15 protein-coding genes are annotated in these 20,292 nt (G+C 68.4%); 6 read left to right on the forward strand and 9 right to left on the reverse strand.

Features of this window, described 5'->3' with window-relative positions; all coding sequences use genetic code 11:
* The first annotated feature begins 132 nt into the window (after window positions 1–132).
* From ACYVD7_RS02755 to ACYVD7_RS02765, 3 genes are all read left to right on the forward strand, one after another.
* The gene (locus ACYVD7_RS02755) at window positions 133–1,311 is read left to right on the forward strand and encodes a class I SAM-dependent methyltransferase (RefSeq protein ID WP_460758807.1); all 1,179 of its coding nucleotides are present in this window, start codon (window positions 133–135) and stop codon (window positions 1,309–1,311) included.
* Window positions 1,308–1,712, forward strand: coding sequence for a VanZ family protein (locus tag ACYVD7_RS02760; RefSeq protein ID WP_460758809.1), 405 nt, complete (start codon window positions 1,308–1,310; stop codon window positions 1,710–1,712). Before ACYVD7_RS02755 ends, ACYVD7_RS02760 begins: the two co-directional genes overlap by 4 nt.
* 178 nt (window positions 1,713–1,890) lie before the next feature.
* Window positions 1,891–4,491 (forward strand): TonB-dependent receptor plug domain-containing protein, encoded by a 2,601-nt coding sequence (locus ACYVD7_RS02765; RefSeq protein WP_460758810.1) that lies wholly within the window; start codon window positions 1,891–1,893, stop codon window positions 4,489–4,491.
* Window positions 4,492–4,749: 258 nt separating this feature from the next.
* On the opposite strand, the gene ACYVD7_RS02770 is transcribed toward ACYVD7_RS02765, so the two are convergent.
* The 3 genes from ACYVD7_RS02770 to ACYVD7_RS02780 all read right to left on the reverse strand — a co-directional run bounded on the left by ACYVD7_RS02770 (window position 4,750) and on the right by ACYVD7_RS02780 (window position 8,682).
* Window positions 4,750–5,973 (reverse strand): multifunctional CCA addition/repair protein, encoded by a 1,224-nt coding sequence (locus tag ACYVD7_RS02770; protein ID WP_460758812.1) that lies wholly within the window; start codon window positions 5,971–5,973, stop codon window positions 4,750–4,752.
* Between the two features lie 122 nt (window positions 5,974–6,095).
* The gene (locus ACYVD7_RS02775; RefSeq protein ID WP_460758814.1) at window positions 6,096–6,467 is read right to left on the reverse strand and encodes a PH domain-containing protein; all 372 of its coding nucleotides are present in this window, start codon (window positions 6,465–6,467) and stop codon (window positions 6,096–6,098) included.
* Between the two features lie 115 nt (window positions 6,468–6,582).
* Window positions 6,583–8,682, reverse strand: a complete 2,100-nt coding sequence (locus tag ACYVD7_RS02780; protein ID WP_460758815.1) for a lytic transglycosylase domain-containing protein — start codon at window positions 8,680–8,682, stop codon at window positions 6,583–6,585.
* Window positions 8,683–8,945: 263 nt separating this feature from the next.
* On the opposite strand from ACYVD7_RS02780, the gene ACYVD7_RS02785 reads away from it, so the two are divergent.
* Window positions 8,946–9,770, forward strand: coding sequence for a sulfite exporter TauE/SafE family protein (locus ACYVD7_RS02785; RefSeq protein ID WP_460758817.1), 825 nt, complete (start codon window positions 8,946–8,948; stop codon window positions 9,768–9,770).
* 174 nt (window positions 9,771–9,944) lie between these two features.
* On the forward strand, window positions 9,945–12,809 hold the full coding sequence (locus ACYVD7_RS02790; protein WP_460758818.1) for a TonB-dependent receptor: 2,865 nt from the start codon (window positions 9,945–9,947) through the stop codon (window positions 12,807–12,809).
* A gap of 418 nt (window positions 12,810–13,227) precedes the next feature.
* Here ACYVD7_RS02790 and ACYVD7_RS02795 read toward each other — a convergent pair whose 3' ends face one another.
* From ACYVD7_RS02795 to ACYVD7_RS02810, 4 genes are all read right to left on the reverse strand, one after another.
* Window positions 13,228–13,965, reverse strand: a complete 738-nt coding sequence (locus ACYVD7_RS02795) for an endonuclease/exonuclease/phosphatase family protein (RefSeq protein ID WP_460759776.1) — start codon at window positions 13,963–13,965, stop codon at window positions 13,228–13,230.
* 51 nt (window positions 13,966–14,016) lie between these two features.
* Entirely contained in the window at window positions 14,017–14,844 is an 828-nt protein-coding gene (locus ACYVD7_RS02800; protein WP_460758819.1) for a thiol:disulfide interchange protein DsbA/DsbL, read from the reverse strand.
* A gap of 276 nt (window positions 14,845–15,120) precedes the next feature.
* Entirely contained in the window at window positions 15,121–15,753 is a 633-nt protein-coding gene (locus ACYVD7_RS02805) for a thiol:disulfide interchange protein DsbA/DsbL (protein WP_460758821.1), read from the reverse strand.
* A 137-nt stretch (window positions 15,754–15,890) separates the two neighbouring features.
* Complete coding sequence (locus ACYVD7_RS02810) at window positions 15,891–16,679, reverse strand: c-type cytochrome (RefSeq protein WP_460758822.1); 789 nt, start codon at window positions 16,677–16,679, stop codon at window positions 15,891–15,893.
* Window positions 16,680–16,955: 276 nt separating this feature from the next.
* Between ACYVD7_RS02810 and yihA the strand changes: the two genes are divergently transcribed.
* A complete protein-coding gene (yihA, locus tag ACYVD7_RS02815) occupies window positions 16,956–17,573 on the forward strand; it encodes a ribosome biogenesis GTP-binding protein YihA/YsxC (RefSeq protein ID WP_460758824.1) in 618 nt (205 codons plus the stop codon).
* Between the two features lie 35 nt (window positions 17,574–17,608).
* Here the strand turns inward: yihA and ACYVD7_RS02820 are convergent, their stop codons facing one another.
* Window positions 17,609–18,541 (reverse strand): ABC transporter permease subunit, encoded by a 933-nt coding sequence (locus ACYVD7_RS02820; RefSeq protein ID WP_460758826.1) that lies wholly within the window; start codon window positions 18,539–18,541, stop codon window positions 17,609–17,611.
* A complete protein-coding gene (locus tag ACYVD7_RS02825) occupies window positions 18,538–20,118 on the reverse strand; it encodes a peptide ABC transporter substrate-binding protein (protein ID WP_460758827.1) in 1,581 nt (526 codons plus the stop codon). The genes ACYVD7_RS02820 and ACYVD7_RS02825 overlap by 4 nt, the downstream gene beginning before the upstream one ends.
* Between the last annotated feature and the right edge of the window lie 174 nt (window positions 20,119–20,292).

A 20,292-nucleotide genomic window follows, 5' to 3' on the forward strand; every position in this document is an offset into this window, starting at 1 on the left:
CGCGTGGCCATGCGGTCGCGACCGCGGCGACGATTCGCGGCGACTGCTGGCCGGGCACGATTCGCGATGGTGGCCGCCGCGGGCGGGCGACATCCGCAGTTGCCCCCGCTCCGTCGGGCCGGATAATGCCGCATGTCCTCGTTCCCCACTCCCGATGCCGACGCGCTCGCGCACAGCGCGCGCCTGTCCGCGCTGATCCGCCAGGAAATCGCCGCCAACGACGGCGCGATCCCGTTCTCCCGCTTCATGGAGCTGGCGTTGTACGCGCCGGGCCTGGGCTACTACAGCGCCGGCGCGCACAAGTTCGGCGAAGGCGGCGATTTCGTCACCGCGCCGGAGCTGGGCCCTATCTTCGCCGCGTGCATCGCCGAAAGCGTCGCGCCGGTGCTGCAGCAGATCGGCCCGACCGCGATGTTCCTGGAGCTGGGCGGCGGCAGCGGCGCCTTCGCGCGGACCGCGCTCAAGCGCCTGCTGGAACTGGACGCGTTGCCCGATCGCTACCTGATCCTGGAACCCAGTGCCGACCTGCGCCAGCGCCAGCGCGAGCACCTGCGCGAGCACCTGCCGCCGCCGCTGTTCGAGCTGGTGGAATGGCCCGATGGCCCGGTGCCGGAGGAATGGGATGGCGTGCTGTTCGCCAACGAAGTGATCGATGCGTTGCCGACGCCGCGTTTCGGCATCGTCGATGGCGAGGTGTTCGAGGAGCATGTCGTCGTCGAAGGCGATGGCTTCGCGCGCACGCTGCGTCCGGCCGATGGTTTCCTCGGCAACGCCGTGCGCCAGCTGGAAAGCGCGCTCGATCGCCGCTTCGAGGACGGCTACCGCTCCGAAGTGCTGCCGCAGCTGCCGTACTGGATCCAGGCCGTGTCCGGCGGCATGCGGCGCGGCGCGATGCTGTTCGTCGACTACGGCCATCCGCGCGGCGAGTTCTACCTGCCCGACCGCAACGACGGCACGCTCCGTGCTTACCACCGCCATCGCGGCCACGGCGACGTGCTGCTGTGGCCGGGACTGCAGGACCTGACGGCGTCGGTGGATTTCACCGCGTTGGCGCAGGCCGGGCTCGCCGCGGGTTTCGACTTCGCCGGCTACTGTTCGCAGGCCAGCTTCCTGCTTGGCAACGGCATGGGTGGCGCGCTGCAGCGGATCGAGCGCATGCATGACCCGGTCGAGCAGCAGCGTCGTCGCAACGAGGTGAAGAAGCTCACGTTGCCCAGCGAGATGGGCGAGCGTTTCCAGGTGATGGGCTTCGAGAAGGACGTGGAATTCGGCGTCGCCTTCATGGTCGGAGACCTGAGCTTCCGCCTGTGAGTGCCCGGCGCTTGCGGCCGCTGCGCGGGTTCAAGCGGCCCTGGCTGTGGCTGGGGATCTGGGGGCTGGCGATCACCGCGGTGGTCGCGGCCTCGCTGATGCCGCCGCCGACGATGGCGGTGCCGCGCAATTTCGACAAGGTCGAGCACCTGCTGGGCTATGCCGGGTTGTCGGCCTTCGCCGTGCTGCTGTTCGTGCGGCGCAGCACGCAGCTGCGCGCCGCGGCCGGGCTGGTGCTGCTCGGCGTCGCGCTGGAGTTCGCGCAGGCGCTGTTGACCACCACGCGCATGGCCGACCCGGCCGACGCGCTCGCCAACACCCTGGGCGTGGCGCTGGGATTCGCCCTGTCGTACACCGGCGCCGCCCGGTGGCTGGAGCGGTTCGACCGGCGGTTGCCCTAGGCAGCCCCTTGCGGCGGCCGCACGAAGGCCCCGTCGGCCACCATCCGGGCGAAATCCCATGATTCGGCAAAGCCAACCACCGGCTTGCGCAAAGGTTAAAAATTCCTGAAGCTCGGCCCCAGGGCTCAGGGGAGCCCTTCCCGCCATCCGCATCCGAATCCGCAGAGGAAGTCCGAGCATGCCCGTTATCCACCGCAATCGCCTGGCGCTGGCCGTAATCGCCACGCTTGCCGCAGGCACCGCAGTGCCTGCGTTCGCCCAGGAAAGCCCGCAACCCGCCCCCGAACCCCAGGCCGCCGCGCAGAAGGGGCCGACGACGCTGGAAACCGTGTCGGTGCTGGGTAGCCGCACCAAGCCGCGCACCGAGGCCACCTCCGCGGTGCCGATCGACATCCTCGGCGGCGAGGAATTCCACAACCAGCCGGCGGTCGACGTGCTCGACAAGATGCGCACGCTGATCCCGTCGTTCAACGTCAGCACCATTCCGATCGACGACGCCGCCACCCTGGTGCGCCCCGCCAACCTGCGCGGCCTGCCGCCGGACAACACCCTGGTCCTGGTGAACGGCAAGCGTCGCCACCGCGCCGCGGTCATCACCTTCCTCGGCCACGGCCTGTCGGACGGTGCGCAGGGCCCGGACATCTCGGTGTTCCCGTCGATGGCGCTGGAGCAGGTGGAAGTGCTGCGTGACGGCGCTGCCGCCCAGTACGGCTCCGACGCCATCGCCGGCGTGATCAACTTCGGCCTGAAGCGGCTGGACCACGGCGGCGCCGTGGAAGCCTTCGCCGGCCAGTACTACGAAGGCGACGGTTTCACCCAGCAGTACGGCGCCCAGCTCGGCCTGCCGCTGACCTCGAACGGCTTCGCCACCCTCACCGCCGAATGGCGCAGCGCCGACCCGACCTCGCGCAGCGTGCAGCGCGACGATGCCGCCGCCGATGCCGCCGCCGGTTACCCGAGCGTGCGCGATCCGGCGCAGATCTGGGGTTCGCCCGAGGTCCACGAGGACATGAAGTTCGTCGCCAACTTCGGCATCTCCGGTGAGAGCGTCGACTTCTATGGCTTCGGCAACTACGCCAAGCGCGACGTCGAAGGCGGCTTCTACTGGCGCGATCCGACCGCGCGTGGCGGCGTGTTTTCGAACGACGGTGGCAACACCCTGTTGATCGGCGACCTCAACACCAGCAACGCCGTGACCTGCCCGACCATCGCGCTGCGCGACGGCAGCGGCAACCTGCTGCCGTACGCGGGCGTTGCCGCCGCGGTCGCCGCCCTCCCGGCGGAGTGCTTCACCTTCCTGTCGCAGTACCCGGGCGGCTTCACCCCGCACTTCGGCGGCCGGATGGAAGACAGCGCGCTGACGCTCGGCGTCAAGGGCGTGTGGGGCGATGCCTGGCACTGGGACCTGAGCGGCAGCTACGGCAAGAACGAGATCTCGTTCTACATGCTCAACACGATCAATTCCTCGATGGGACCTGTCCAGCCCAGCGGGAATGAATTCGCTCCCGGCGGCAACACGCAGACCGAGACCAACTTCAACTTCGACGTGGCCCGGGACTTCGACACCAGCTTCACCAGCGGTGCGCTGAGCGTGGCGATGGGCGCCGAGTGGCGCAAGGAAGAGTTCGAGATCAAGGCCGGCGACTACTCGTCGTACGCGATCGGCCCGCTGACCCAGCAGGGCTTCAGCATCGGCTCCAACGGCTTCCCGGGCTTCAACCCGACCACCGCCGGCTCGCACAGCCGCGACAACTGGGCGTTGTACGTCGACGTCGAAGCGCCGCTCACCGAGAAGTTCCGGCTGGCCGCGGCCGTCCGCCACGAGGACTACGAGGACTTCGGCGGCACCACCAACTGGAAGCTGACCGGCCGCTACGACTTCACCGAGGCCTTCGCCGTGCGCGGTGCGATCAGCACCGGCTTCCGCGCGCCGACCCCGGGCCAGTCCAACGTCAGCCAGGTGACCACCGCCTTCATCGACGGCGAGCTGCGTGACACCGCGACCCTGCCGCCGGCGCTGCTTGTCGGCCTGTTCCCGGGCGCCGAGCCGCTGAAGCCGGAGGAATCGAAGAACGCCTCGCTGGGCCTGGTCTGGAACAGCGGCAGCTGGCTGGTCACGGCCGACTGGTACCACATCGAAGTGTCGGACCGCATCGCCCGCAGCACCGACTTCGACGTGACCCAGGCGCAGCGCGACGAGCTGGCCGCCCGTGGCCATCCCGAACTGGCGTCGCTGAGCCGGGTGGGCTTCTTCGTCAACGACTTCGACACCACCACCAACGGCCTGGACGTGGTCGCCAGCTACGACACCGACCACTTCGGCGGCAAGACCACCTACTCGCTGGCGGCCAACTGGAACAAGACCGAGGTGGACGATTACACCCCGGGCATCATTTCCGAGGCGCGCATCAAGAAGCTGCAAGAGTCACTGCCGCGCACCAAGGGCTACTTCAGCGTCAACCACCAGCGCGAGGTGTTCCACGCGAATGCGCGGGTGAACTACTACGGCTCGTTCTACGAGGACCACCTCGACAGCGACGTGGTGTTGGCCGCGGACGGCGGCCTTCCGATCCACGGCGGCAGCGCGGTGACGGTGGACGCCGAGCTCGGCTGGAAGTTCGCCTCGGGCCTGTACTTCAACCTCGGCGCGCAGAACCTGTTCGACAAGGTGCCCGACGAGAACCCGTGGGGTGGCGTCGCCGGTGCGAAGTACCCGGTACACGCGCCGTACGGCTTCAACGGCGGCTTCTACTACGCGCGCATCGGCTTCAAGTTCTGAGGCACGACGGGCGCGGAGCGGACTCCGCTTCGCGCCCCGGCTGCCAGGCGGTACCCGAATGCCGGACGGTCATCGACCGTCCGGCTTCTTTTTGGGCGGCGCGCGATGTTGCGACTGCCGGGTAGGGCGGGTCTCGACCCGCCGCTCGCACTCGTGGAATGCCAGACGCCTCTGCTACAGGGTGGCGGAGCGCTGGCGCTTGGGCCCGCGCTGTGGCGCTGCCGTGGCGGCGCGGACGATGGCGGGTCGAGACCCGCCCTACGGTCGTCCCGTTACCGCTGCGATCGCGGCGATGCGCGCACGCCGCAATGCTTCGCCCAGCTCCGGGCCCTGCAGGTCACTGCCGAGGTCGCTGGCCTTCACCGCCATCGCCGCCGCATGCGCGGCCAGCAACGTGCGACCTTGCGGATAGTCGGCGTCAGCGAAGCCGGTGCGGCCGCGCTTGTCGGCCTCGCACGCGAGTGCGATCTGCGCGATGCGTTGTGGTCTGCGGAAGCCGTCGCAGCGTGAAGTCAGTTCGAACAGCGTCGTCGCTCGCAGTTCGTCGATGCGGTGCACGTTGAGGTGTTCGCGGCACACGCACTGCGCCAGCTGCTGGTGGTCCGCCGGGACTTTCAGGCGTTCGCACAGCGCGCGCAGCGGTACGAGCCCGGCGCCCTCGTGGCCGATGTGTCGCGGCAGCACGTCGGCGGGCGTAAGCGCCTTGCCCAGGTCGTGGGTGAGCGCGGCGAACGCGATCAGCTCGTCGCCGGGCGCCAGCTGCGCGGCCATGTCGCATACCAGTTCGATGTGGATGCCGGTGTCGACTTCGGGATGAAACTCCGCGCGCTGTGGCACGCCATACAGCGCATCGACTTCCGGCAGCACGACGCGCAGCGCGCCGCAGTCGTGCAGGGTGCGCAGGAATGCGGACGGCGTCGTGCTCACCAGCGCGCGCCGCAATTCCTGCCAGACGCGTTCGGAGGTGAGGTCGGCCAGCTCGCCTGCTTCGACCATCTGCCGCATCAGCGCCCGGGTTTCCGGCGCGACGGTGAACCCGAGCGCGGCAAAGCGCGCCATGAAGCGCGCCGCACGCAACACCCGCAACGGGTCCTCGGCGAAGGCCGGGCCGACATGGCGCAGCACGCGCGCGGCGAGATCGCGCGCGCCGTCGTAAGGATCGACCAGGTTGCCGGCGTCGTCCTGCGCGATGGCATTGACGGTGAAGTCGCGGCGCTGCAGGTCCTCTTCCAGCGTCACCACCGGATCGGCGTCGACCACGAAGCCGCGGTAACCGCGCCCGGATTTGCGTTCGGTACGCGCCAGCGCATATTCCTCGCCGGTCTGCGGATGCAGGAATACCGGGAAGTCGCGACCCACGGCCTTGAAGCCCGCCGCCTCCATCGACGCCTGCGTTTCGCCGACGACGACGAAGTCGCGATCGCCCGGCTCAAGGCCGAGCAGGCGATCGCGGACGGCGCCACCGACGAGATAGGTCTTCATGCAGGAAGTCTAAGCGATGCGGTGTCGGGCGCTGCCCGCGGCGAGTCTGTCGATTTATGCGAAAGGCCCGGGCGTTGCTTTCATCGGCCGCGCGCGCGGCCTCATTCGTTCTGGTTGCGGGCTTACCCGCGGGCGGCCAGCAGCGCGACGATTTCCTCCGCGCCGGCGTTGCGTCCCAGTGTGCGGATGATCGGCGCCGGCTGGCCGGAAATCCAGATGCGCAGCTCGGCTTCCAGGTCGAAATGCCCGGCGGTCTCGATCGAGAACATCACGATGCTGCGATAGGGAATGCTGAGGTATTCCACCTTGCTGCCGGTGACACCCTGCTTGTTGACCAGCACCAGGCGGCGATCGGTGAAGACGATGAGGTCGCGGATCAGCCCGAACGCGCGCTGCAGCGTTTCGCCCGGTGCGAGCAGAGGCGCGAAGTCTTCGGCGACCTTGTCGAGGTTCTTCTCGTCGGCGTGGCCCAGGAGGGTGTCGATGATGCCCATGGAACATTTCTCCGCAGGGTGGTGCGTCGACATGGAACGAGCACGCTGTCTGCGTTCCGTCGGCACGGGACGAAGTCGCACCGCAGCCGTTGCCAGCGCGGTGCGGCGGTCCCGTTCAATGTCGGCGCTTTTTCTTTTCCGGTTTCGTCGGTGGGGTCGGGGCTGCCGGCGCGGCCACAGGCGATTGCGCCAGCGGACACACGAACTTCTTGCGCGCGCCATCCAGCCGGCCACGCAGGCGTTCGCTCAGCGCCAGCGCGTCCCCATTGAGGCGCCAGTCGTAGAGCACGCTGAAGGCGAGCACGCGGGCGACGTAATCGCGCGTTTCCTTGTAACTGATCGTCTCGATCCAGAAATCCGGGTCCATCCCCGGCCGCTGCGACTGCCAGCGCGCCAACGGCGCAGGACCGGCGTTGTAACCGGCGATGGCGAAGTAGGGCTGTCCGCCGTACTTGTCCAGAAGTTCGCGCAGGTAGGCGCTGCCCAGGACGATGTTGGTGTCGGGTTCGTACAGCGACTCCGCTCCGCCCCACGGCAGGCCCAGTCGCGCGGCGACGCCGGCGCCGGTGCCCGGCAGCAGCTGCATCAGCCCCATCGCGTTGGCCTGCGAACGCACGCGCGGGTCGAACACGCTCTCGGCACGGATTTCCCCGGCGATCCACGCGGGATCGAGGCGGTTGGTCGCGGCCTCGCGGCGGATGGTGGCGTCGTGGTGCAGCGGGAAGCGCAGCGTGTACAGGCGCAGTTCCTCGGGCTTGGGCGTGCCCTGCGGGTCCTTGCCCAAGGAGAACACGGCGCGGTCGAACCAGCCGTTGTCCTGCGCGACTTCCACCGCCATGCGACGCTGGTCATCGTTGAAGCGCGACAGTGCGTCATCCCATTCGCGGATCGCCCAGCCCTTGCGGTCGACCTTGTACAGCGCCATCGCGCGGACGATGGCCGGGTCGCGCGCGATCGCGGCCTTGTCGGCATCGGTATCGGTCGTCACCCACGGGCACAGCGTGTAGGGCGCATCGATCCGGTCGGCGGCGAGGAAGCCATGGAAGTCGGCCTTCTTCGCCGCTTCCGCGAACAGGCGCTGCGCGGCGGCCTTGTCGCCGGTGCGTTCGGCAAGTCGCGCCTCGAAGTATTGCCAGTGCGAGTCGTTGCGCTGCGTGTCGCCCATCTTGCGGATCGCGGCGAGGGCCGCGGGCCAGTCGGAGCGCGACATCGCTTCGCGCACGCGCCACTCGTGCAGCTTCTCGTCGTAGCTGGCGTCTGGGACGTCGTTGAGGCGCTGCGCGGATTCGGGTTCGTAGGAGGCCACCGTCCACAGGGCGGCCTGGTACAACACGCGGCCGCGGTCCTCGCTGGTGAAGCCAAGCGCGTCGGCGTACTTCGCCAGTTGCGCCTGCGCGGACATCGGCACGGATTTGGCGAATCGCGCCAGTCCATACGAGGCGATGCGGCGGCTGCGTTCGGTCTTGGGCCAGTCGAGCGCGCGCGGGTGCACGGCTTCGACGAACGCGGCGTAGTCGTTGCCCAGTGCCGCATCGGCCGCAGGCAGACCCCGCGCGGCGTAGCGCATCACCGCGGGCTGCCATTCCGCCGCGGCCTTGTCGATGCGTTCCCAGCGCAACTCCGGCGTCAGTCCGCCACGCGTGGCCAGTGCGTCGAATACGGCGTCGCATGAAGATGGCAGCGACTTGCCGGTACTGCGCCACAGCGCCTGCGCGTCGCTCGTCCACTGCGCGTCGGCGCGGCCCAGTTGCAGGCGCGCGTTGAGCTCGCCGCAGCGCAGCTCGCTGCTGCGCGATAGCGTGGGCCTCCATGCGGCCAGCACGGCGTTCCAGTCGTTGCGGCGCGCCGCTTCTGCCACCCAGAGCTCGCGCAGCGTTTCGCCTACGGCCTGGCCGCCGTACCGGGCAAGGAAGCTGGTGGCCTGCGTGTCCGACACCGAAGCCATGTCACGACGCAGGCCCGCGTATTCGATCCAGCCGTACAACGGATGGCGGACGAGGTCGGTGTACTGGGCGGCGTCGAGGTCGCCGCGTTCGGCGGCTTCGATCGCGCTGCGCACGCGGACGAGTTGGGGGTCGGCGTTGGCGACGGTCGTCGCGGCGACCTGTTGCGCAGGCGCGGCCGCCCAGCGCAGCGAGGACATGCCGGTGGCCGAAGGCGTGATGCCGGCGGCGAGCGACGCGACGGCAGTGAAGAAGATGCGGGGGGACATCATGCGGTGACTATAACGAAACACGATGAACGGAAAGATCGCGCGGAGGTTGCGCATGCCGACAGCGCGCTGCGCATTGCGCGGGCAATCGTGCGCGTGAAGCATGGATGCACTGTTGCGTGCATCGACAGATGAGGGCGACGTCGACGTCGCGTGATTGCGTGGTCCATGCGCAAGTCAACGTAGAACGGCCGCGGAAAGCGCCAACCCGCGCAAAGGCCGGGGCAATGCGCCATGTGCGACCATCGCGCCTCCTTGCACTGGCCATGAGGCTCGCCTTGCAGATCGCGCTTCCGCTTTCGCTGCTGGTCTTCCTTGCCCTGGGCGTGGTCGCGGGCATCCTCGCGGGCCTGCTTGGCGTCGGCGGTGGCCTGGTCCTGGTCGCTGCGCTGTCGTGGCTGTTGCCGCTGATGGGCATCCCGCATGAGGCGGCCATGCATGCGGCGTTGGCCAGTTCGCTCGCCAGCATCGTGATGACGGCAGCGGCGTCCGCGCGCGCGCACAACCGGCGCGGCGGCGTGATGTGGCCAACGGTCGCATGGATGGTGCCCGGCCTGCTGCTGGGCGGCTGGCTGGGCAGCGGCGTGGCGGTGCGCATCGATGGCGACATGCTGCGCTGGATCGTTGCTGGCTACTGCCTGCTCGCGGCGGCGCAGCTGACCCTCAGCAAGCCACGCCATCTGGATTCGCTGGCTGTTCCCGCGCCGCGTGGCCCACTGATGAGCGTGGCCGGCGGCGGCATCGGTGCGCTGTCGGCGGTCGTGGGCATCGGCGGCGGCAGCATGACCGTGCCGTTGCTGGTGTGGCGCGGCGTGGCGCCGGTGCGGGCGGTGGGGACGTCGTCGGCGTGTGGCGTCGCCATCGGCCTGGCCAGCGCGGCCGGCTATGCCCTGCATGCGCCCGATGGTGCGCTGCCGCAATACGCAGCCGGCTATCTGTATTTTCCTGCCGCGATAGGCGTGGCCGCCGCATCGGTCTTCGCGGCGCCCTACGGCACTGCACTGGCGCACCGGTTGGACGGCAGGACCCTCAAGCGCGTGTTTTCCGCGTTCCTGGTCGCGGTGGCAGCCAGCCTGATGCTCTCGAACTGAGACGCGCCTGCACTTGCCGGGGGCGGCCACGACCTTTGCGTCTTGTGGCCGATTCACTAATTGTTTACAAACCAGCAGGCGCCTGACATTCCAGGCGCCGACTCACCCCTGCGTCCCGGGTTCCGCATCGCGTTCCGCCTAGCCGTTCATAAGAATTCCAAGGAGAGAGAGTCAATGAAGTCGCTGCGCCGCCAGACTCTGGCGAAAGCCATCCAGCTGTCGCTGTTGATCACCCTGCCCGCCGTTGCCGCGGCGCAGGACGCCCCGGCCGCCAAGGCCACCACCCTCGATACCGTTACCGTCACCGGTTCGCGCATCAAGAAGGCGGACATGGAGACGCAGGTCCCGGTCCAGACCCTGACCCGCGAGGACATCGAACGCACCGGCCAGTCCTCTCTGGGCGACCTGATCCAGGAGCTCACCGGTTCGGGTTCCGCGCTGAACACCAAGGTCAACTCGTCGGGTAACTCCGGCTTCCCGGCCAACGGCGACGGCGTCGGCGCCGGCTCCGCGCAGGTCGACCTCCGCCACCTGGGCGCCAAGCGCGTGCTGGTGCTGGTCGACGGCATGCGTTGGGTCAATGAGTCCTCCGCATCCGGCGTGGGCGCTGCGACCGACCTCAACACCATCCCGCTGGCAATCGTCGAGCGCATCGAAGTGCTGCAGGACGGCGCCTCCTCGCTGTACGGCTCCGACGCCATCGCGGGCGTGGTCAACGTGATCACCCGTCGCAACTTCGAAGGCGGCCAGGTTTCGCTGAACTACGGCGAATACAGCGAAGGCGACGGTGCGCTGAAGGGCATCGATCTTGCCTGGGGCCACACCACCGATCGCACCAGCCTGTTCCTGGGCCTGAGCCACACCGACCAGGATCCGGTCCGCTCGGCCGACCGCGACATCTCGGCGACCCCGATCCAGGGCGGCAGCTCGCGCGTGCCCGGCGGCCGTTTCATCGTCACCGACCCGTCCAACGGCGTCACCTACGACCTGACCACCAATGCCGGCCTGAACAACCCGACCTACACCGCGGGCCTGCCCGATTGCGATTCGGGCGTGGCGCGCACCGACGGCTTCCATTGCTTCAGCTTCGGCAACGACGCATTCAACTACGCGCCGTACAACCTGGTCGTCACGCCGTCCAAGCGCACCGGCCTGTTCGGCCAGTTCCGCTTTGACATCAGCGACAACATGTCGTGGTACGTGAAGGCGCTGGTCAACCGTCGCGAATCCACCAACCAGGCTGCACCGGAGCCGATCGACCTGGGTCCGGGTTCGGGCAACGTGTGGAACGACAACGTCGTCATCGCCGCGAACAATCCGTTCAATCCGTTCGGTTTCCAGCTCGACGCCAGCAACATCGGCACGATCCGCCGTCGTCCGCTCGAAGGCGGTCCGCGCGTGTTCAACCAGGAGGTCAACACGAGCTACCTCGCCACCGGCGTGGAAGGCGTGTTCAGTGCCGGCGAGCGTAATTTCGCGTGGGACGTCAATCTCTCCTACAGCCGCAACAAGGCCGAGCAGGAAAATCGCGGCAGCTACAACGCCCGCCACATCGTCGAGGCCCTGGGCCCGAACTGCGGCACCATCGCCGGCTGCGTACCGCTGGACATCTTCGGCTTCGGCACCATCACCCCGGCAATGCTGGCTTGGATCAGCCCGGTGCTGCATGACCGCAGCGAGCAGAAGCTGAGCCAGTTCACCGCGAACATCAGCGGCGACCTGTTCAACCTGCCGGCGGGCGCGGTCTCGTTCGCGACCGGCCTGGAGTACCGCAAGTACCAGGGTTCCTACGATCCCGATCCGATCACCGTCGCCGGCGAATACAACGGCGTGCCGTCGTCGCCGACGTCGGGCCAGTACCACGTCAACGAAGCGTACGTCGAGTTGAACGTGCCGCTGCTGCGCGACAGCTCCTTCGGCAAGCGCCTCGACCTGAGCCTGGCCGGCCGTTACTCGGACTACTCGACCTTCGGTGGCGAGTTCACGCCGAAGTACGGCCTGCGTTGGCAGCTGACCGACGACTTCATGATGCGCGCCACCTACTCCAAGGGCTTCCGCGCGCCGTCGATCGGTGAGCTGTTCGGCCTGCAGAGCCGCTTCGACCAGCAGCTGCGCGACCCGTGCCTGATCAGCCCGGCCGGTGACCCGGCAACTGGCAGCGCGGCCAACTGCACGGCGCTGGGTGTTCCGGCCGGCACGGTCCAGATCGATCCGCAGATCTCGGTCAACACCGGCGGCAACCCGAACCTCGATCCCGAGCGTTCCCAGAGCTTCACCACCGGCGTGGTCTGGAGCCCGTGGTTCGGCAATGGCGCGAAGTGGTCGGAGAAGTTCGACATCGAGGCGACGTTCTATCGCCACACCGTCGAAGGCGCGATCCAGGCGATCTCCGCGCAGACCCAGCTCGACCTGTGCGTGGACACGCTGGATCCGCTGTACTGCAGCGGCATCACCCGCACGGCGGCCGGCCAGATCAACTCGTTCAGCAACTTCCTGACCAACCTGGGTTCGATCAAGACCGACGGCTGGGACGTGAACGTGTTCTGGCAGCTGCCGGAAACCTCGGTGGGCCGCTTCAAGTTCAGCTGGTTGAACACCTTCGTCACCCGTTACGAAGCCGTCGGTGCCGCGGGCCAGCGCCAGCCGCAGGAACCGGGTGCCGCGCAGGGCGATCCGGTGGTGTCGATCCCCGAGTGGACCTCCAATGCGTCGCTTGACTGGCGCAAGGACCGCTGGAGCGCTTCGTGGACGGTTCGCCACATCTCCGCGATGACCGAAACCTGCCTTGCCGCTGATCCGGGCCTGTACTGCAACGCCGATGGCGTGACCAACGACCTGGAAGCGGTGACCTACAACGACGCGCAGGTTGGCTACAAGTTCAACTGGATGAAGGGCCTGCAACTGACCGCCGGCGTCAACAACCTGTTCGACAAGGATCCGCCGGTGTGCACCTCGTGCGCGCTCAACGGCTTCGATCCGTCCACCTACGACATCCCGGGTGGTCGCTTCTGGTACGTCCGCGCCGACCTGCGCTTCTGATCGCGTAGCAGGCGACTGTCGAAGGGACGTGCAGCGCGCGTCCCCGAGACGGGAAAACGAACAACGGCCGGTGGAATCCACCGGCCGTTTTCTTTTGGCGTTGCCGGGCATGGGAGACGCTGAGGAAGTGGCCCGATGCATGCCGACCTCGATCGGCACCAGCCCAAAGCGCCCGCATTCCGCAATGCGCCCGCAACAGGAAGTCGCGCCGGGCAAGCACTACGGGTCACGCCTGATGGTGCTGGCCGTCGGGTTTGCAGAGCGGAGCCTGCTGCTCTTTGCTCGATCGGGCATCGACGGCAAGAACGGAGATCCGCTCTACCGCAGACAGGTGTCAGCGATCCGCGCAGCGGGCTTGCCGACACCCGTCGTGTCACGACCCCGCGATCACAAGCGCCTGCTCGCTGCGCCCGCGACCTCAGCCCAGCGCCCGCTCCGGCACGTCCAGCTCGAGCGACAACGCCAGGTGGTCCGACTGCGCTGCGGGCAGCGCGCGCGCGTGGCGATGCTGCAAACCATCACCCAGCAGGATGTGGTCGATCGCACGCTGCGGGCGCCAGCTCGGGAATGTCGCCACTGCGTCGGTCGGTGGCTGCAGTCGCGTACGCTGGAACAGCGCGCGCATCTCGGGTCGGTCGATGTCGCAGTTGAAGTCACCCATCAGCACGGCATGCGGATGGTCGTGCAGCAGCTCGGCGATGAAAGCCAGTTGCGACGCTCTCGATTGCGCGCCCAGCGAGAGGTGCGCGACCGCCACCAGCAACGATTCCGCGTGCCCACCAAAGCGCGCCAGCAGCACGCCGCGGCCGGCGATGCGGCCCGGGAGTGGATGGTCGATGACTTCGACCGGTTCCAGCTTGCTCAACAGGCCGTTGGCGCTGGATGCCACGCCGCCGACACGGCGGTTGGGCTGGTGGCTCCAGTAATGGAAGCCGCCGCGCTGGGCGAGGTAGTGGGTCTGGTTGGTGAAGCCCGAGCGCAGGCTGCCCGGGTCGCTTTCATTGAGGCCGACGATGTCGTGTTCGCCGGCCAGTTGCGCGATGGCATCCAGGCTCATCCGCTTGTTGCCGATCGGCAACACGTGCGACCAGCTGCGGGTCGCGTAGTCGCTGTAACGCCGGGTGCTCGAGCCCGCCTGGATGTTGGCGCTGAGCAGCCGGAGTCGACGGTGGCCGGGCGCGAGCGGCATGGCCACCGTCGTGGATGCTCAGCCGCCGGCGGCCGGAGCGGCACCGCCCTGGGCGGCGCGCTCCTTCGCGATCAGGTGCGTGGCGATGCGCAGCGTGTCTTCCATGGTCTTGCCGGTGACGCGGTACTTGCCGTTGATCACCAGCGACGGCGTGCCTTCGACGCCGGCGGCCTGGATGTACTGGATCGCGCGCTTGGCCTTGGCGTCGACCGCGAAGCTGGTCATGGTGCTCAGGAAGACCTTCGGGTCCGCGCCGAACTTGCCGTAGAACGCGGCGACCTTCTCGTTGTCCGCACCCATCGCGTTGAGGCTATGGTCGATGTGGATCGCACGGAACAGCGCCTCATGCGTCTTCGCCAGCAGGCCCAGCGACTGTGCGGCGTAGAACGCCTTCACGAACGGCTCCGGGTTGCCGCCGAAGGGACCGGCGACCGGGGTGAACTTGACGTCCGCGGTCTGCCTGCCGCGCCAGGCGAGCAGCATCGGCTCGAATTCGGCGCAGTGCGGGCAGGTGTAGCTGAAGACTTCGACGACTTCGATCTTGTCCGCGGTCGGCTCGAACTGCTGGCCGCCGGCGATGTCGGCGTAGTCGATGCCGGCCACCGGAGCCGGGCCAACCGGGACTTCGGCCGTGGCGGCAGGTGTCGGTTCCGGGGTGGCTTCGGGCATTGGGGTTTCCGCTGCCGGGCTGCTCGGGTTCTCCGGGTTGGCCGGCGTGGTTGTGTCTGCCGCGGTGGTCGTGGCATCGGCAGCGGGCGCGCTGGTGTTGTCGGCCTTGTTGCAGGCGGCCAACGACAGCATCAGCGAAAGGGGCAGGGCGAGCAGCAGGGCCGGGCGCAGGGACATCAGGGAATCTCCGGAGTGGCGGGTTGGGCGGCAGGGCCGCCCTGAAGAGGTGGTGCAGCGGCAGGGCCGCCCTGAAGAGGTGGTGCAGCGGCAGGGCCGCCCTGAAGAGGTGGTGCAGCGGCAGGGCCGCCCTGAAGAGGTGGTGCAGCGGCAGGGCCGCCTTGAAGAGGTAGTGCAGCGGCAGGGCCGCCTTGAAGAGGTAGTGCAGCGGCAGGGCCGCCTTGAAGAGGTAGTGCAGCGGTCAAGGATACGAGGCCGGCGCGTCGCGCGCGCCGATCAGCGGCGACGCGCAGCGCGTTCGCGCGCGATCAGGTAGTCGGCGATGCGCAGCATGTCGGCGAACTGCCGGCCGGCGACGCGATATTTGCCATTGACGATCAGGGTCGGGGTGCCTTCGACGCCGGCGTGAATGGCGAAATCCCATGCCGGCTTGAGCTGGGCGGTAATCGACGGACTGTTCATCAGGCTGGCAGTGCGCTCGGCGTTCATGCCCAGCGTGCCGTAGAAGGTCGCCAGTTCATCGACGCTCGGGTTGCGCGGCAGGGTGCGGTCGTCGTGGATCGCGCGAAAGACGGCCTCGTGCACCGACTTCAGCGTGCCGGCGGCCTGGGTGGCGAAGAAGCCACGCGAAAGCGCGTCGTCATCGCCGTTGGGCAGCGGCAGGTAGGACAGGCGCACGTCCTTGCCGAGCTTGCCTTCCCACGCAGTCACCAGCGGCTGGAAATCGGCGCAGTGTGGGCACCAGTAGCCGAACACTTCCACCACCTCGATCTTGCCGGCCAACGGCGCCAGTGGCTTGCCGTTCTCGATGACCTGGTAGTCCTCGCCTTCAACGGGCGTCGGCGCAGGCGCGGCGAAGCCGGCGATGGGCATCAGCAGGGCCAACAACAGGGCGAAGCGCTTGTTCATCGGATATCCGGAGGCTGGGACCGCAGCAGGCGGTGTCAGTGGGTGGTGTCAGTAAAAACAAAAACGCCGACCGTGGAGCACGGTCGGCGTATTGAACAACAAGGAGGCAGCCTGTGACCGCTACCTGTGGCGCAAGTTCAGCCGCCGCTCGGGCCCGGCTTGGCCGATCCCACGGCGATGTCGTCCGCGGTCGGGTGCAGGCCTTGCAGGTAGCTGGACAGCGCGCCGATTTCCTCGTCGGTCAGCTTGTTGGCGATGGTCGCCATCACGTTGAACAGGTGCGGGTCCTGCTGCGTGGTGGTGCCGGCGCGGTATTCCTCGAGGCGACGCTTCACGTAGGCCGCCTGCTGGCCGGCGACGGCCGGGTAGGCCGGGCCCGGGTTGCCGGCGCCGACCGGGCCGTGGCACGCCATGCAGGCCGGGATACCGCGGTCCTTGTCGCCGCTGCGGAACAGCTGCTGACCGACTTCGAAGAACTTCTTGTCCTTGTTGGGGCCGGCGACGATCAGGGTGTCGTCGGCGACGCCGGCGGCGGCCTTCTGGGTAGCGAAGTAGGCGCCCAGGTCGCGGGCATCCTGCGCGCTCAGCGCGTCGGCGTAGGGCTTCATCACCGCGGCCATGCCGGTGTTGCGCTCGCCGCTCTTGATCAGCGCGATCTGGTGGGCGATGTAGCGCTCCGGCATGCCGGCCAGGCGCGGGTACTGCGGATCGGTCGGGTTGCCGTCCAGGCCGTGGCAGGCGGCGCAGGTGCCGGCCTTGGTCGCGCCGACCTTCACGTCACCCCAGGTGGCGGGCTTTTCGACCAGCGGCGCGGTCTGCACGGGTGCGTTGTCCGGCACCGGAGTGACCGTGGCTTGGGCGAAGGCAACGGCGGCGGCTGCGAGGGCAGACAGACCGACGAGACCGATGACGCGGGCGTGGCGCATGAGCAGGGCTCCGGAATTGCACTTGGGGGCGCCGCAGCAGGTCCGCTGGCGCCGAAACCGCGAAATTATCGCGGCCGGCCGCGGAGCGGTCAAACCGGCCCACGACCATCCCGGAAAAGCAGGAGTATCGAGGCCGCGCCGGCGGCCTGATCCGCGAGGACACAGCAGCCTGACGTCCGAAGCCCCACCAGACCCCCGGCTGGCCGCAAAGCCCCCGGATGACCGAAGTGCGCCCTCCCCGAGGCCGCGGGCACGGGCTCATGCGATCCTGTAGCCATGGCCACCCCCCCCAACCCCTTCGCCCGCGCCCGCTACATGCTGTCGGCGCACAATCCCCGGCAGCTGCCGCCCGACGGCAGCCTGGAAGTCGCCTTCGCCGGCCGTTCCAACGCCGGCAAGTCCAGCGCGCTCAACGCGATCTGCCAGCAGAACGCGCTGGCGCGGGTCTCCAAGACCCCCGGCCGCACCCAGCAGCTGGTGTTCTTCGACATGCCCACGCACCCGGAAAAATACCTGGTCGACCTGCCCGGCTACGGCTACGCCAAGGTCCCGCAGGAACTGCAGGCGCACTGGCAGGCGTTCATCGCCAGCTACTTCGGCACCCGCCAGGCGCTGCGCGGACTGGTGGTGGTGATGGACATCCGCCATCCGCTCCGGGACTACGACCGGCAGATGCTCGGTTACGCCGTGCAGCGCGAGCTGCCTTCGCACGTCCTGCTGACCAAGGCGGACAAGCTCGGCCGCGGCGCGGCCGGCAACACGCTGCAGGCGGTGCGCATGGAGCTGTCGCGTGCGTTCGGCGACACCGTGAGCGTGCAGACGTTCTCCGGTGAATCGAAGCAGGGCGTGGACGAAGCGCGCGAAGTCGTTGGTCGCTGGCTGGAGCTGCGGTAACCCGTCGCTGCTTCTATTTCGACTTGGCGCCCACGCTACGCGGACGCATCCCGCAACCGCGGATCCATCCACCCGCGCAACGCATCCACCAGGGTGTTGATCGCAACGATCAGTGCGCCCACCACCAGCACCACCCCCAACACCAGTGTGTAATCGCGGTTGAGCGCGCCCTGCACGAAATAGCGGCCCATGCCGGGAATTCCGAACACCTGTTCGACCACCGCCGAGCCGGTGACCACGTTGATGAGCGCCGGCGACAACCACGCCACGACCGGCAGCAGCGTCGGCCTGAGCGCGTGGGCGAACAACAGCCGCGCCTCCGACAGTCCGCGTGCGCGCGCCGCCTGCAGGTACTCGGCGGACAGCGTCTCCAGCATCGAAGCGCGCGTCAGCCGCGCGCAGTAGGCGAGGTTGGGCAACGACAACGCGACCACCGGCAACACGATGTTCTTCCACTCGCCCCAGCCGCCGGCGGGAAGCCAGTGCAGCGTCACCGCGAACAGCAGCACCAGCAGCGGCGCGACGACGAATTTAGGTACGGCCAGGCCGAGGCCGGCGACGAACATCAAGCCACGATCGACCCAGCTGCCGGCACGCAACGCCGACCACACACCCAGCGGAATGCCCACAGCCAGGGCCAGCAACAGCGCGAGCCCGCCATTGAGCGCAGAGACCGGCAACGCGCTCGCCACCAGCTGGTTCACGCTGTAATCGGGGTACTGGAACGACGGCCCCAGATCGCCGCGCACGACGTCGCCCAGCCACGCGCCGTACTGCGCGATCAGTGGACGATCCAGCCGGTACTGCGCCGCCAGCGCTGCCTGCACTTCCGGCGGCGCAGCCTTTTCCGCATCGAACGGACCGCCCGGCGCGGCGCGCAGCAGCACGAAGCACAGCGTCGCCAGCAACCACAGCGTGAGCACCGCCTCGAACAGGCGCGACGTGGCGTACTTCGCCGTGCGCATCATCGCGCCGGCTCCAGCGACAGCCAGCGGCTGGCGTGTCGATCCAGCGCGTTCGCGTCAAAGCCGCGCACCCGCGCGTCGACCAGGTGCTTGGACGTGTAGAAGTACAGCGGGACTACGGCGTCCATGTTCAACAGCCGCTGCTCGGCCGCGTGCAGCCAGGCATTGCGGGCGGCTTCGGTCTTCGCGGCATCCGCGTGCTGTAGTCGTTCGCGGAAGCCGGCGTCGTCGTAGCCGGTCCAGTTCAACGGTCCATCGTTGCCGAATGCGGCGAGGAAGTTGCGCGCGTCCGGCACGTCGGCGATCCAGCCACCGCGGAACACCTGGGTGATCACGCGCTGCTTGCGGTTGCCGACGAACACCTTCCATTCCTCGTTGCGCAACCGCACCTGCGCGCCGAGCACTTCGCGCCACATCGCCGCGACCGCGAGCGCCATGCGCCGGTGCGGCGTGGAGGTGTTGTAGCGCAGTTCGATCACAAGCGGATGTTTCGTCGAATAGCCCGCGGCCCGGTACAGCGCACGCGCCTGCGCTTCGCGCTGTTGCTGGCTGAGCGATGCCCATGTCGTGGCCGCGGGCGTGTATCCGGCGATGCCGGGCGGCACGATCCCGTAAGCCGGCTGCTCACCGAAGCCGGTGATGAAACGGGTGAGCTTGTAACGATCCACGGCCAGCGACAACGCGCGCCGCAGCGCCGGGTCGTCGCGCAGCGGCGGTCGGGTCACGTTGATACCGAGCCAGAACGCGCCCAGGTACGGCGAGATGCGCAGCTGCGATCCGAACCGCGTGCGCAATGCCTCCAGTGGCTGCGGCGGCACGACTTCGGTGAGGTGCAGGTCACCGGCGGCGAAGCGCTGCAGCTCGGCGGCAGCGTCCTCGGTGACGTGGAAGCGGACGCGTTCGATCGCCACGTCACGCACCGCGTGGAAGCGCGCGTTGCGTTCGACGACGAGGTTCGCCTGCGGCGTCCAAGCGGCCAGCCGGTACGCACCGTTCGACACCAGGTGTCCCGGGCGCGTGTGCTGCGCGCCGAACGTCGCGACCGCCGGCAGGTACACCGGGAACGCGATCGGCAGGGTCAGCAGCGCCGGCAGCGGTGCGCTGCGGTCCAGCGTGAACACCACCGTGCGTGCATCCGGTGCCGCGACGCCGAGCGCTTCCGGTGCCACCTTGCCCGCCTGCACTGCCTGCGCGTTGTGCAGGGCGTCGAACAGCTCGCCGAACGGTGCCGCCGTCGCCGGTGCGAACGCGCGGCGGAAGCTCGCCACGACTTGCGGCGCGTCCAGCGCGTCGCCATTGCTCCAGTGCAGGTCGTCGCGCAGGGTAAAAGTCCACGTGCGGCCATCGCGCGACACGGTCCAGCTGCGCGCCATGCCCGGTACGAGGCGGCCGCGCGCGTCCTCGGTCACCAGGCCCTCGTACAGGTCGCGCAGCACGTTGCCGCAGGCGACTTCCTGGCAGCGGTGCGCGTCGAGGGTCGAAGGTTCCGGGCCGTTGCCGCGTTCCAGTGTGGTTGCTGCCACGTCCATCGACATCGTGACCAGCAGCAGGCCCACACCACACTGTTGCAGGAGGGACATTGTCGAAGGCAAGTCGAGGTCTACACTGCGGCGATTGCCGATTGTAGGGCGGGTCTCGACCCGCCGTGGCCTCGGCCGTGGTTGCCTTACTGCCTTGATGGCGGGTCGAGACCCGCCCTACGCCGATTGCGATGCTGGGCCACCGGCCCCATATCGCCCATGCCTTCAACGAGC

This window comes from Lysobacter fragariae, from assembly GCF_054779775.1.

Coding starts and splice junctions, on each gene's coding strand:
- yihA (WP_460758824.1), top strand. CDS start 16,956: ATGGCCACCCCCCCCAACCCCTTCGCCCGCGCCCGCTACATGCTGTCG.
- ACYVD7_RS02775 (WP_460758814.1), bottom strand. CDS start 6,467: ATGGGCATCATCGACACCCTCCTGGGCCACGCCGACGAGAAGAACCTC.
- ACYVD7_RS02790 (WP_460758818.1), top strand. CDS start 9,945: ATGAAGTCGCTGCGCCGCCAGACTCTGGCGAAAGCCATCCAGCTGTCG.
- ACYVD7_RS02755 (WP_460758807.1), top strand. CDS start 133: ATGTCCTCGTTCCCCACTCCCGATGCCGACGCGCTCGCGCACAGCGCG.
- ACYVD7_RS02770 (WP_460758812.1), bottom strand. CDS start 5,973: ATGAAGACCTATCTCGTCGGTGGCGCCGTCCGCGATCGCCTGCTCGGC.
- ACYVD7_RS02820 (WP_460758826.1), bottom strand. CDS start 18,541: ATGATGCGCACGGCGAAGTACGCCACGTCGCGCCTGTTCGAGGCGGTG.
- ACYVD7_RS02825 (WP_460758827.1), bottom strand. CDS start 20,118: ATGTCCCTCCTGCAACAGTGTGGTGTGGGCCTGCTGCTGGTCACGATG.
- ACYVD7_RS02805 (WP_460758821.1), bottom strand. CDS start 15,753: ATGAACAAGCGCTTCGCCCTGTTGTTGGCCCTGCTGATGCCCATCGCC.
- ACYVD7_RS02785 (WP_460758817.1), top strand. CDS start 8,946: ATGAGGCTCGCCTTGCAGATCGCGCTTCCGCTTTCGCTGCTGGTCTTC.
- ACYVD7_RS02800 (WP_460758819.1), bottom strand. CDS start 14,844: ATGTCCCTGCGCCCGGCCCTGCTGCTCGCCCTGCCCCTTTCGCTGATG.
- ACYVD7_RS02765 (WP_460758810.1), top strand. CDS start 1,891: ATGCCCGTTATCCACCGCAATCGCCTGGCGCTGGCCGTAATCGCCACG.
- ACYVD7_RS02780 (WP_460758815.1), bottom strand. CDS start 8,682: ATGATGTCCCCCCGCATCTTCTTCACTGCCGTCGCGTCGCTCGCCGCC.
- ACYVD7_RS02810 (WP_460758822.1), bottom strand. CDS start 16,679: ATGCGCCACGCCCGCGTCATCGGTCTCGTCGGTCTGTCTGCCCTCGCA.